Source organism: Chelativorans intermedius, from assembly GCF_025398255.1.
Classification (GTDB): domain Bacteria; phylum Pseudomonadota; class Alphaproteobacteria; order Rhizobiales; family Rhizobiaceae; genus Chelativorans; species Chelativorans intermedius.
On sequence record NZ_JAODNW010000015.1, the window covers coordinates 83375 to 95714 of the forward strand.

The following is a 12340-nucleotide window of genomic DNA, read 5'->3' on the forward strand; positions in this document are numbered from 1 at the left end:
GCGGTGTCAGCAGTCCTCGCACTTCACCCTGCGGCTGACGCGCGGGCGCAGGTAGTGGCGCTCGCCCATGTCGATGCGGTCGAACGCCGCCATCAGGCCGAGCGTGCTCTTGCCGCTTTCCGACCAGGTGATGACGGGGGCGTAGGCCAGCGTCGCCTCGGCACGGATCAGGAAGGCACCCGGGGAGATAAGCTCCTTGGGCACGCTGATGGGGCTGCCCGGCGTGGCGGCCCGCGCGCCGGAACCCTTCGAAAGGCGTCGCGACCAGGCGACCAGCGGCCTCGGCGTCTGCTCGTCGGTGATCTCGATCCCCGTGACGGTGATTTCCGGCTGCGTGCGGCCATAGGGCTGCAGCACGGCCTCGCCGATCTTCATGATCGCGTCGAGCTCCTCCGGCGTGATCTCCGGCGTCTGGGCGACGAGATCGCCCACCAGGATGGCCGTGCGGTCGAGCTTTCGGTTGGTGTCGATGGCCTGCGAGAATTCCATGGTGAGAAAGTAGAACGCCAGCAGAAGCGGCGCGACGAAGACGAACTCCACTGCCACCGCCCCGCGCCTCTCCGCCAGGAAGCGGCGGATGACGCCCGGCAGGAATTTCCTTGCGCGCATGTTCATGCCCCCCTCAGTAAGGCTCGTTCTGCCACGTGGTGGTGGAGAAGAGCAGAGTCTTGCCGCCGGGCAGGTTCGACATGGACTTGCGCAGCAGGTCGGTCATCACCGGCCAGCGGTAGAAGACGCGCAGCATGTTCTTCGACAGCGATGCGCCGGGCTCGACCTTGAAGTCGCTGGTGTCCAGGTCGCCATCCGGCGTGAACTTGATGCGCACCCTCGCCGCCTCCTCGAAGGTGTCGTAGGTGCGCAGATCCACCTCCAGCTCCGGGCAGTTGTCCGCGACCAGCAGGCGGATGCGCGCGCACAGCATGTCGCGCAGCTCCTTCTCGCTCAGCGTCGCAGGCTTTATCTCGCCGGTGCGCAGCTGGCGCGCCACATCCAGCGTGGCATTGGTCATGAGCTGCTGCGCGGCAAAGGAGATGCAGCTTTCCAGAATGGCAAACAGCATCAGGAAGAAGGGAATGGCGAGCGCCGCGAACTCGATGGCCGCCACGCCCTTCCGGTCGCGGCAGAAGCGGCGCAGCAGTGCGCCCGGCGCCATGCGCCCGCCGCCGGCTTGCCCTGTGTTTCGGTCGTCCATGCCCTAACCCCGCCTTCTTTCAAAGCATTGACGCAGGCAGATTAGGCGCGCAGCCGTTGCGTTCGCGTTTTCCGCGGCGGTAAAATTGTCGGAACGGCGTTAACCGGGCATCAAGTCTCGGCCTAGCGCCCCATCTCCTGCTCCGAATATTCCTCGGCCTCGCTCTTGTAGGCGCCTTCGCAATAGGGGGTGCAGGACAGGGTCTGGATGTCCGAGCGCCGATAGACGCGCACGGAGTTCGCCGTCTGCCGCGACACGACGATCTGCTCGTCGACGACCGGCCGGCCTTCCGCGTCGAAGACCACCAGATTGGTTACGCCGAAGCCGCGGCCGGTCAGCACGATGGTGCGCGCGTCCTGCACCGCCGCATCGGCGATTTCCGGGTTGCCGATCACGATCGTGTCTGCCGGCCGCGCCAGCCGCACGATCTTGGCCTGGTTCATCACCACGGCAATGCCCTCCTGCGCCCGCGCAGGCGCCGGCGACATCAGGATGCCGGCTGCAAGCGCAGCTGCAAGGGCAATTCCCCCGGCGGCCCGCTGGCTCATCTGTCCTGTCTTCGTCATCGGCCCGGCTCCCCCGCCTCAACCATCTCCGTTCCCATGATGGGGGAGATTGGTGAATCAGCGGTTAAGCCCGGTCCCCGCAGGTTTCTGCCGCTCGTGTGCACGGCAGGCAAAGAATACCCGCGAAAAAATCAAGTAAAAATCCATCTTTCCTTTAAGTGCGGATTAACCAGAGAAGAAACCGGATCAAGGAAAGATTTCGGTAAGCCTGTTTGTTAAAGCGATCGAAAGGGCTGCCGCGTAGGGTGAGGGCATTCTGATCGGCGGGGGAAAAATCGCCGGCGGAAGTGCTGAAGAAACGAGGTAGAAGGAGTTCTCTCATGTCCAAGCTGTTCGCACGTTTCCTGAAGGACGAGTCCGGCGCCACCGCCATCGAATACGGCCTGATCGCGGCGCTGATCGCTGTCGGCATTATCACCGCTGCGACCACGCTCGGTGATCAGATCAGCAACACGTTCAAGACCGTCAGCGACGAGATGAAGAACGCGAAGAAGTAATCTTGTATACATACAAATGCCGCCCGCTTGAAGCGGGCGGCATACTGTTATGAGAACAAAACAATGAATTGAACACATGCTTGAAGCCGCGATCTTCGTCATCTTTCCCTTCTGCATGGTCTTTGCGGCGGTCTCCGACCTGGTGTCGATGACCATCGCCAACCGTGTTTCCCTTCTGCTGGTTGCCGCCTTTGCCGTGCTGGCGCCGCTGACGGGTATGGGATGGGCGGAGATCGGCCTGCATTTCGCCGCCGGCGCGGCTGTTCTGGCAGTCACCTTCGTGCTGTTCGCCATCGGCGGCATGGGCGGCGGGGATGCCAAGCTCATGGCGGCAAGCGCCGTCTGGTTCGGTTTCGGCCTCGGTCTCGTGAACTATCTGGTGGTCGCAGCGCTTGCCGGCGGGTTGCTCACCGTGGCGCTGGTTCTCTTCCGCAGCTCCGGCCTTTCGCTGCTCGTCGGCAATCATCTGCTCCTGCGCCACGTGGCCGACAGCAAGGCCGGCATCCCCTACGGCATCGCCCTGGGGTTCGGCGGGCTCCTTGCCTATGCCGAAAGCCCGCTCATGCAATGGGCCATCGCCCGGCTGGCCGCATAGGCGCCGCCCTCAAGCGGCATCGAGGCGCGAGGCGCGCAGCATGCCTTCCTCCTCCAGCACCGGATAGGCGGTGGAGGCCAGCAGAGCGTTGATCTGCTTGAGATCGCGGATCGTGTCGAGGTGCAGGGCACTCGATTCGATGCTGTCGGCCTGGCCGCGACGCAGCCGCTCGAAATGCCGCTCGTTGGTTTGCCTTTCGCGCTCGCGCAGCCTGTCCTTCTCGTGCACCAGTTGGCGTGCCGTCTGCTTGTCGCGCGACACCAGAACGTTGAAGGCGAGCCGGGCATTGGCGAGAACGGCGGCGTGAAAATCCGCCACCTCGCGCCAGCCCTCCGGCGTGAAGGTCAGCCCCCGCTCGTGCTTCTTGCGCACATGCGGCAGCATGTTGCGCACGATGATGTCCCCCGCCTGCTCCAGCTTGATGCAGGCGCCCAGCAGCTCCTGCACGCGGCGGGCTTCCTTTTCGTTCAGCTTGCCCGAGGCGATCTCGGCCAGATAGAGCTTGATGGCCGCGTGGCGGCGGTCGATCTCGTCGTCGAGCGCGGCCAGCGCCTCCGCGGCCTCCGCGCTGTAGGTCTCGTAGAGCGCGATGATGCGCACCAGCATGATCTCCACCGTCTCGCACAGGCGCAGGGCGGCGCGCGTGGCGTTGGCCAGCGCCTCGGCCGGCCGCGAGAGGGCGTCGGGGTCGAGCACGCTGAGATCGGTCTCGAAGGGGGCTTCGGCGCTGCCCTTCTGCGGCGCGCCGAGGCGCAGGAGGAGGGCGGCCGCCGTGCGATGGACGAGCGGGGCGAGCGGCAGGCCCAGCATCACCACCGCCAGATTGAACGCGATGTGGGCGTGGATGGCCTGCGCCTCGGGGCCGATGCCCAGCAGCGCCGGCGAAGGCTCGAGGAGGGCGACGGCCAGGGCCGCGGCGACGGCGAAGGTGCCGCGCAGGAGCAGGTTGCCGAGCGGCACGGCGCGCGCCGCCGCCGGCATCGCCCGCGACAGGCCCATGGCAATCAGCCCGGCGCCCAGATTGGCGCCCAGGACGAGCATGATGGCAAGGCCGGACGGCACAACGCCGCGCGCCGCCAGGGCGGCGATGAGCAGCACGGCGGCAACGCTGGAGTGGAACAGCCATGTCACCACCGCCGCGATCAGGAAGGCGGTTCCCGGGTCCTGCGCCAGATAGCCCGTGATGACGGGCAGCACCTGGCTTTCGCGCAGGGGTTCGGAGGCATCGCCGATCATCTGCAGGGACAGGAGGATGAGGCCGAGCCCCACGAGCACGCGCCCGAGCTGGCGCCAGACGCGCTGCTGCGACCAGAAGAACACCCCGGTGCCGGCAAGCAGCATGAGCGGGATCAACAGGCTCAGATCGAGGCTCAGGATCCGCACCACCAGGGCCGATCCCAGATCGGCGCCGAGCACGGCGGCAAGGCCCGCCGTGCCGCCCACGATGCCCGAGCCCACGAAGGAGCCGACCAGCAGGCTGACGGCCGTCGAGCTCTGCAGCGCGATGGCCATGCCCGTGCCGGCCAGGACGGCGGCCAGCGAAAAGCGCAGCGCCCGCCGCAGCTTCTGCCGCAGCACATCGCCATAGGCGCGGGTCACGCCGGTGCGCACCATCCGCGTCGCCCACAGGAGCAAGGCGATGGCACCGGCAAGATGCGCAATCACCGCTATGCCGTTCATCGCGCCCTTCCGTTTGCCTCGGTCCGGCTTCCCCCCCGCTCCGTGCGGGGGTATGCCGCCCGCCATTATGCGCTTCTCCGGCGGGCTGCGCCAGCGCGTCTATTTGAACTCCTTGGCGTCGAAGGCATAGTCCTTGGAGCAGAACTCGCAGCTCACGCGGATCACGCCGTCTTCCTCCGTGCTTTCCTCGATTTCCTGCGCGGTGAAGCTGTCGAGAATGGCCCTGATCCGCTCGCGCGAGCACGAGCATCGGTCGATCACGTCCACCCCCTCGTAGACGCGCACGCCCTGCTCGTGGAACAGGCGGTAGAGCAGGCGCTCGACGCCCACGGAAGGGTCGAGCAGCTCGTCCGCCTCCACCGTCGCCAGCAGCGCCAGCGCCTCCTGCCAGGCATTGTCTTCCGGGTGGCCGCCGCCGGCATCCTCCTCGTCGCCGTCGCCGCCCGGCAGGTCGGCCATGCGGGCGCGTTCGGAGGCGGCGGGCATGAACTGCAGCAGGAGCCCGCCGGCGCGCCAGCGTTCGGCACCCTGCTCCCCCGGCACGACGATGCGGGCGACGGCAAGGCGCACTTCCGTGGGAATCTGTTCCGACTGGCGGAAATAGGCGCGCGCCACATCCTCCAGGGAAGAGCCGTCGAGCTCCACGATGCCCTGATAGCGCCGCATGTGCGGCCCCTGGTCGACGGTCAGCGCCAGAACGCCGACACCAAGCAGCGCCTGCGGAGAGTCCGCGCCCTGCGCGACGGCCTCCTGCAGCCGCGCCGCGTCGAACCGCGCATAGGCACGCAGTGCGCCCGGCGTGGTAAAATCGGCCACCAGCATGTCCACCGGCCCGTCGGTGCGCGTCTGGACGATGAACTTTCCCTCGAACTTGAGCGCGCTGCCCAGCAGCGCCGTCAGCACGACCACCTCGGCCAGCAGGCGCGCCACCGGCTCGGGATAGGCATGGCGCGACAGGATCTGGTCGAGCATCGGGCCGAGCTGAACCGCGCGCCCGCGCACGTCCAGCGTCTCCACGTCGAAGGGCACCACGTGGTCGTCGCCGGCAAAGCCGAAATCGCCCAGTCTGATCGTCTGCTCGCTCACGGTTTCAGACACCAGGCAAGAACCGCCTTCTGCGCGTGGAGGCGGTTTTCCGCCTCGTCGAAGACCACCGAATGCGGCCCGTCGATCACCTCGTCCGTCACCTCTTCGCCGCGATGGGCCGGCAGGCAGTGCATGAAGAGGGCATCCTCCTTGGCGTGGCGCATCAGCGCCTCGTTCACCTGATAGGGCTGGAACACGTTGTGGCCGCGGGCGCGGTGCTCCTGCCCCATGGAAACCCAGGTGTCGGTGACCACGCAGTCGGCTCCCCGCACCGCCTCCTGCGGCGATTGCGTGATGGTGACGCGCCCGCCATTGGCCCTTGCCCACTCCACATAGCGCGCCTGCGGCTCGCTGCCGGCGGGCACCGCGATGTTGAGCCGGAAGCCGAAGCGGGCGGATGCCTCCAGCAGCGAATGCAGCACATTGTTGCCGTCCCCCGTCCACGCGAAGAGCCGGTCCTTCACGCTGCCGCGATGTTCTTCATAGGTCATGATGTCGGCCATGATCTGGCAGGGATGCGTGTCGTCGGTCAGCCCGTTGATGACGGGCACCGTGGCGTTCTCCGCCAGCTCCAGAAGCCGGTCGTGGCTGGTGGTGCGGATCATGATCGCGTCCACATAGCGCGACAGCACCTTGGCGGTGTCGGCAATGGTCTCGCTGCGGCCGAGCTGCATTTCCGCGCCGGTCAGCATGATGGTCTCGCCGCCGAGCTGGCGCATCCCGACATCGAAGGAGACGCGGGTGCGCGTCGACGGCTTGTCGAAGATCATGGCCAGCACCTTGCCGGCAAGGGGCCTGTCGGTCTCGCCGGTCTTCAGCCTCTCCTTGCGCGCGCGCGCATCGTCCAGCATGAAGCGCAGATCGTCGGCCGAAACGGCGGAGAGGTCGATGAAATGGCGTGGGCTCGTCATGGGCCTTCCTTCGCTTCTCAGCCGCCCGCCTGGGCGTGCGTGCGCATCGCCGCCAGGGCAGCGCGGATGCGCTCCAGCGCATCGTTGATCTCCTCGTCGCCCACGATGAGCGGTGGCAGGAGCCGCACCACGTTCTCGCCGGCCGGGGCGCACAGCAGCTTCTCCTCGCGCAGGGCCTTCTGCACCGCCGTGTTCGGCACCTTGCAGCGCAGGCCGAGCATCAGCCCCTCGCCACGCACCTCCTCCACGAGATCGGGGAACGCGTCGGCGATCGCCGCCAGCCCCTGCTTCAGAAGCAGGCCCTTGCGTGCCACCTCTTCCAGAAAGCCCTCTTCCAGAACGATGTCGAGCACGGCGTTGCCGACGGCCATGGCAAGCGGGTTGCCGCCGAAGGTGGTGCCGTGGACGCCGGGCGTCATGCCCTTTGCCGCTTCCTCCGTGGCCAGGCAGGCGCCGAGCGGGAAGCCGCCGCCGATGCCCTTGGCGATGGCGGCGATGTCGGGGCTCACCCCCGACCACTCGTGCGCCAGAAACCTGCCCGTGCGGCCGATGCCGGTCTGCACCTCGTCGAGAATGAGCAGCAGGCCGTGGGCGTCGCACAGCTCGCGCAGCCGGCGCATCGCGGCCGGGGCGAGCCGGCGGATGCCGCCCTCGCCCTGCATCGGCTCCACGAGGATGGCCGCCGTGTCCGGGCCGATGGCCTTTTCCACCGCCTGCAGGTCGCCGAAGGGCACCTGGTCGAAGCCCGCCACCGGCGGGCCGAAGCCCTCCAGATATTTCTTCTGGCCGCCGGCGGCGATGGTGGCCAGCGTGCGGCCGTGAAAGGCGCCCTCGAAGGTGATGATGCGCGTGCGGTTCTCCGCGCCGTTGACGAAGTGATAGCGCCGCGCCGTCTTGATGGCGCATTCCAGGGCCTCCGCGCCGGAATTGGCGAAGAACACCCTGTCGGCGAAAGTGGCGGCGGCAAGCCGCTCCCCAAGCCGGCGCTGGCCAGGGATCTCGTAGAGGTTGGAGACATGCCACAGGCGCCCCGCCTGGCCGACGAGAGCGGCCACCAGATGCGGATGGGCATGGCCCAGCGAGTTGACGGCAATGCCGGCGGCAAAATCGAGATAGCGCGTCCCGTCTTCGGTGATCAGCCAGCATCCCTCGCCGCGCTCGAAGGCGAGGGGAGCCCGTGCATAGGTATCGTACAGCGCCGAACCGCTCATGAACACGTCATCACTCCACAGCGCCCGCCGCGGCACCGGCAGGGCAGCGCCGGCAGCGGGCTGGTGAAACCAAAATGCCGCCCGAGGGGCGGCATGCGCGCAGTTATCAGCATTTTCCGGCGCGAAGTCAACGCGCCCGCCGGCCCCGCCAGGATCGCTATGGGAGCCTCGCGGCTCCGCCGGCCGGCTTTGGGGCCTGCCCTGTCTGAAATCCCGCACTTCAGGATCACGCTTCAGCCAATCCGGGCAGCCCGCATCGGACACGGCTTCCCCGTCCCGGAGGAAATCTTCGTCGCCGCAATCAGCCAGCGCATGTCACGCCCTTTCCGAGGGAATGGCAGCGCCGCCTCGTGAGCGGGCGCCAGGCTCAGGCAGCCTTCGACCTGCCCGAAAGGTCGAAGCCCCGGCCGGTCTCCAGAAAGGATTTCCGGCTGGAGAGAACCACCGGCCAACCTCTGCTGATGCCCTTCGCCATGCCACTGCCGGCTTCGAGCTCGTAAAGCTGGTCATCTCTCTGGTCATGGCTGCTTTCCTTCCAGTTCCTTTTTCAGGTCGTGCAGGAGGCTGAGCCGCTGACGCTCGAATTTCCGCACCCACCGTTCGTAGACCTCATGAAGCGGCACGGGATTGATGAAGTGCAGCTTTTCCCGGCCACGCCTGACGGAGCTCACCAAGTTGGCTGCCTCCAATATCTGGAGGTGCTGCGTGGCGGATTGCCGCGCCATGTCAAGGTTCTCGCAAAGCTGGCCAAGCGTCTGCCCGTTCCTCTCGCAAAGAAGGTCAAGCAGCTTTCTGCGCGTCGGATCGGCCAGCGCCTTGAAAACCTTGTCAGCGTCCATCGGTCCTGCTCGTCTTGGAGAGAAGATGCAGATAAATACCTGCATATCAAGATGCCTCGTTCCCAACCCGGGCAACAAGGTCCACGCAGCCTACCTTCCGGCTGCGTCATCGCAATCAGGGAGATGTCAGGGAAAGCACTGAATAATTTACGCAAACTGGCGGAGAGACTCGCGTCGAACTGTCTCCATGAACTTTCGAGAGGGGCCAAGTGGTATTTAGACCGCGTCGACTTTATCAAAGGATGCGCTATGGACCAGGTTCACCACGGGCGCCACGACGACAGCGGCGATCCGTCGAGCCATACGGAATAGCCAAGAGAGCCTGAGAGCGCTGGCCAAGCGCTACGGGATCAATCAGAAGACCGTCGCCAGGTGGCGAAAGCGCACATGGGCTGCCGCAGCGGACCGGTCATGAACAGTCCGAGTTGATCGCGTTCTTTCCGGCCCAGCGCGAATCCTCCACCAAATCAACGATTGCTCAATTGAATCAGTGTCGAGAGACCCCTTCGACAGCCACCTTTTTTTCAGAACACCACGCGCGGCAACCAGGTGGCCACCGAAGGCGCGAGCCAGACCACGCCCATGCCGGCTATCTGCAGGAGGATGTAGGGGATCACGCCGCGATAGATCTGGCCGGTGGTGATCTCCTTCGGAGCGGCGGCGCGCAGATAGAAGAGGGAGAAGCCGAACGGCGGCGTGAGGAACGAAGTCTGCAGGTTAATGGCGATCAGCACCGCCAGCCAAAGCGGGTCGTGCCCCATGAGAATGAGCACGGGTGTCACGAGCGGCAGGACGATGATCGAGATTTCCACGAAATCGAGAAAGAACCCGAGGACGAAGATCAGCGCCATGACGAAGACGAGCGCCCCCTGCGGCCCGCCGGGCATCGCCGTGAGGATTTCCTCCAGCCGCGCATCGCCGCCCAGCCCGCGGAAGACGAGCGAAAAGACGGAAGCGGTGAGGATGGTGGCGAAGATCATGGCCGTCACCGTCATGGTCGAGGTGACGATGGGAGTGAGGATGGCCTGCGCCCGCGCCCGCCGGATGGATTGCAGGATCGCCACGACGCCGACGGCGACGAGCAGCGTTGCCAGACCGCCCAGCGCCCAGTCGAGCGCGCCGGTATCGCTGCGCTGCAGGCGAACGGGCGCCAGCCCGGCCAGCACTGCCACAAGGCCGAGGGCCACCGCGCCGGCAACGATGAGCCGCGCGCCGGCCCCGGCCCGCGCTCCCGCCAGGAGCAGCGCGCCGACCGCACCCACGCTCGCCGCCTCGCTCGGCGTGGCAATGCCGCCCAGAATGGAACCCAGCACGGCCACGATCAGAACCACCGGCGGCACCACGGCACGCATGACCTCGCGGCCGGACGGCCGCTCGCCGGCATTGGCCAGCGCCGGGGCGGCCTTCGGCGTAAACGTCGCCCGCGCCAGGAGGTAGAGAATGTAGATTGCCACCAGGGCGAGGCCCGGCAGCAGGGCGGCGGCGAACATCTCGCCCACCGAGATCGTCTCGACGCTGAACTTGCCCTGGGCGTACTGCGCCTGCTGATAGGCGTTCGACATGACGTCGGCCAGGATGATGAGCAGGGTCGAGGGAGGAATGATCTGGCCGAGCGTGCCGGCCGTGCACACGGTTCCCGAAGCAAGTCTGGGGTCGTAGCCGTTGCGGACCATGGTGGGCAGGGCGATGAGCCCCATGGCGACCACCGTCGCCCCCACGATGCCCGTGGAGGCGGCCAGAAGCGCCCCCACGACCACCGCCGAAATCCCGAGCCCGCCGCGGATGGGGCCGAACAGGCGCCCCATGGTCTCCAGCAGCTCCTCCGCGATGCGGCTTTTCTCCAGCACCACGCCCATGAAGACGAACAGCGGTATTGCGATGAGCACATCGTTGGTGAGCACGCCGAAGAACCGCTGGCCGAGCGCCCCGAGAAGCGACGGTTCGAACTGGCCGGCCAGCCAGCCGATGAGCGCGAAGAAGGCCGCCGTGCCGGCCAGCATGAAGGATACCGGGTAGCCGGAAAGAATGGCCGCGATGAGCGCGGCAAACATCAGGAGGTCGAGCGGCATGGTCATGCAGCCTCCGCCCCGCCGCGCCACAGGGCGATATCGCGCAGAAGACAGGCCAGCCCCTGTATGGCGAGCAGCCCGCAGAACGCCGGTATGAGCGATTTCAGCAGGAAGGAGGCAGGAATGCCGCCCACCGAGATCGCCCCCTCCAGCACCGCCCATGAATTGCGCACGGAGGGCCAGGAGAACCAGGCGATCATCAAGGTGGAGGGCAGCAGAAACAGCGCCGCGCCGAGAACGTTCACCAGCGCCCGGCGGCGCACCGGCAGCCTCTCATAAAAGATGTCGACGCGCACATGGCCATCGACCAGAAGGGTGTATCCCGCGCCCAGCATGAATAGGGCCGCATGCATGTAGAGCACGCTTTCGTTGAGGAAGATGAAGCTGATGCCGTAGACATAGCGCAGGATCACCGCGCCGAACTGCACAAGCACCATGACGAGCGCAAGCCACCGCACCGTGGCGCCCACCGTACGGTTGATCTGGTCGAGAGCGGCCGCAAGCCGTGGCATCACCGTTCACTCCTCAGGCACTGGCGGGAACGGGCCCCCGCCCGCCGGCGGGGGCCGAAGGGAAAGGCAGGGCGCGGTGCTCACCCGCCGTAGCTGTAGTCCAGCGCCCGGGCGTTCATCTGCCCGTTGTCCGCATAGACCATGTACTCGGCGATGCTGGCGCGATAGGCAAGGAAGCTGTCGACGATGCGCCGCACCAGCTCGTCCCCGTCGTCGCGCAACTCGGCGATGACCTCGCCGGCGGCGTTGCCCATGGCCACCATCACCTCTTCGGGAAGCTGGCGCACCTGCACGCCATGTTCCTCGACGAGCTGCTTGAGCGCCTGGGCGTGCTTTGTGGAATACTCCGTCCACACCGGGTTGTAGAGCGACTGGCAGGCATAGGCGACGGCCTGTTTCAGATCGTCGGGCAGCGCCTCGTAGGCGCTCAGATTGACCGCGCATTCCTCCGCCGAAGACGGCTCGCCGACGCCGGGCCAGTAATAGAAGGGCGCGACCTGATAGAAGCCGAGCGCGGAGTCCGTCCACGGGCCGATGAACTCGCCGGCATCCAGCGCGCCCGACTGCAACGCCTGGAACATGTCGCCGCCGCCCATGGCCTGAACCGCCATGCCAAGCCTGGAGCACATCTCGGAAGCCAGACCCGTTGTGCGGAAGCGAAGCCCCTTGAGATCGTCCACCGAGCTTATCTCCTTGCGGAACCAGCCTTGCCATTGCGGGCCGGAGTTGCCGCACAGGAAGGGCTTGAGGCCGAAGCGCGCATACATCTCGTCATAAAGCTCCTGCCCACCGCCGTGGATCAGCCAGCCGAGCTGCTCGTCGGCGCGCAGACCGAAGGGCTGCGAGCCGAACAGAAGGATGCCGCGGGACTTCGAGCCCCAGTAGGCAGGCACGGCATGGTAGAGCTCGGCGGTGCCCTCCGAGACGGCATCGAAGACGCCGTTGCCGGGCACCAGCTCGCCCGCCGCGTAGAGCTCCACTTCGAGGCGGCCACCGGAAAGCGCGGTGATGCGGTCGGCCAGCATCTGCGCGGCCACGCCGGGGCCGGGCAGGTTCTTGGGCCAGGCGGTGACCATCTTCCACCTGCGCCTTTCCTGCGCGATGGCGGGCGCCGCCAGGCCCGCCACGCCGGTCATGCCAGCCGCCTTGAGAAATTGCCGTCTCTTCATCTCTGTTCCCCTT

General features: G+C 66.6%; 13 protein-coding genes and 1 pseudogene. 3 read left to right on the forward strand and 11 right to left on the reverse strand.

The annotated features are described in order from the left end of the window. Positions 1-6 precede the first annotated feature (6 nt). The 3 genes from NYR58_RS12215 to NYR58_RS12225 all read right to left on the reverse strand — a co-directional run bounded on the left by NYR58_RS12215 (position 7) and on the right by NYR58_RS12225 (position 1758). Positions 7-615 (reverse strand): TadE/TadG family type IV pilus assembly protein, encoded by a 609-nt coding sequence (locus NYR58_RS12215; RefSeq protein ID WP_261521139.1) that lies wholly within the window; start codon positions 613-615, stop codon positions 7-9. 7 nt (positions 616-622) lie between these two features. Then, a complete protein-coding gene (locus NYR58_RS12220; RefSeq protein WP_261521140.1) occupies positions 623-1192 on the reverse strand; it encodes a TadE/TadG family type IV pilus assembly protein in 570 nt (189 codons plus the stop codon). A 122-nt stretch (positions 1193-1314) separates the two neighbouring features. Continuing rightward, a complete protein-coding gene (locus tag NYR58_RS12225; protein WP_378074679.1) occupies positions 1315-1758 on the reverse strand; it encodes a pilus assembly protein N-terminal domain-containing protein in 444 nt (147 codons plus the stop codon). Between the two features lie 320 nt (positions 1759-2078). Between NYR58_RS12225 and NYR58_RS12230 the strand changes: the two genes are divergently transcribed. Together NYR58_RS12230 and NYR58_RS12235 are read left to right on the forward strand one after the other, a co-directional pair. Then, on the forward strand, positions 2079-2255 hold the full coding sequence (locus NYR58_RS12230) for a Flp family type IVb pilin (protein WP_261521141.1): 177 nt from the start codon (positions 2079-2081) through the stop codon (positions 2253-2255). A gap of 76 nt (positions 2256-2331) precedes the next feature. Further along, positions 2332-2850 carry an A24 family peptidase gene (locus NYR58_RS12235; protein WP_261521142.1) on the forward strand — a complete coding sequence of 173 codons (519 nt, stop codon included), beginning with the start codon at positions 2332-2334 and terminating at the stop codon, positions 2848-2850. Positions 2851-2859: 9 nt separating this feature from the next. Here the strand turns inward: NYR58_RS12235 and NYR58_RS12240 are convergent, their stop codons facing one another. From NYR58_RS12240 to NYR58_RS12260, 5 genes are all read right to left on the reverse strand, one after another. Next, positions 2860-4530: a Na/Pi cotransporter family protein gene (locus NYR58_RS12240; protein ID WP_261521143.1), complete on the reverse strand. Its 1671-nt coding sequence runs from the start codon at positions 4528-4530 to the stop codon at positions 2860-2862. Between the two features lie 99 nt (positions 4531-4629). Further along, the gene (locus NYR58_RS12245) at positions 4630-5631 is read right to left on the reverse strand and encodes an Hsp33 family molecular chaperone (RefSeq protein WP_261521184.1); all 1002 of its coding nucleotides are present in this window, start codon (positions 5629-5631) and stop codon (positions 4630-4632) included. After that, a complete protein-coding gene (gene argF, locus NYR58_RS12250) occupies positions 5613-6527 on the reverse strand; it encodes an ornithine carbamoyltransferase (RefSeq protein ID WP_261521144.1) in 915 nt (304 codons plus the stop codon). Before argF ends, NYR58_RS12245 begins: the two co-directional genes overlap by 19 nt. Before the next feature lie 17 nt (positions 6528-6544). Continuing rightward, complete coding sequence (locus NYR58_RS12255; protein ID WP_261521145.1) at positions 6545-7738, reverse strand: aspartate aminotransferase family protein; 1194 nt, start codon at positions 7736-7738, stop codon at positions 6545-6547. A 518-nt stretch (positions 7739-8256) separates the two neighbouring features. Next, positions 8257-8577 (reverse strand): ArsR/SmtB family transcription factor, encoded by a 321-nt coding sequence (locus NYR58_RS12260; protein ID WP_261521146.1) that lies wholly within the window; start codon positions 8575-8577, stop codon positions 8257-8259. Between the two features lie 249 nt (positions 8578-8826). Here NYR58_RS12260 and NYR58_RS12265 point away from each other — a divergent pair. Beyond that, a pseudogene (locus NYR58_RS12265) lies at positions 8827-8965 on the forward strand (helix-turn-helix domain-containing protein); the annotation flags it as partial. Between the two features lie 136 nt (positions 8966-9101). On the opposite strand, the gene NYR58_RS12270 reads toward NYR58_RS12265, so the two are convergent. From NYR58_RS12270 to NYR58_RS12280, 3 genes are all read right to left on the reverse strand, one after another. After that, positions 9102-10652: a TRAP transporter large permease gene (locus NYR58_RS12270; protein ID WP_261521147.1), complete on the reverse strand. Its 1551-nt coding sequence runs from the start codon at positions 10650-10652 to the stop codon at positions 9102-9104. After that, a complete protein-coding gene (locus NYR58_RS12275; protein ID WP_261521148.1) occupies positions 10649-11158 on the reverse strand; it encodes a TRAP transporter small permease subunit in 510 nt (169 codons plus the stop codon). Before NYR58_RS12275 ends, NYR58_RS12270 begins: the two co-directional genes overlap by 4 nt. Positions 11159-11238: 80 nt before the next feature. Further along, positions 11239-12327, reverse strand: coding sequence for a TRAP transporter substrate-binding protein (locus tag NYR58_RS12280; protein WP_261521149.1), 1089 nt, complete (start codon positions 12325-12327; stop codon positions 11239-11241). Positions 12328-12340: the final 13 nt, after the last annotated feature.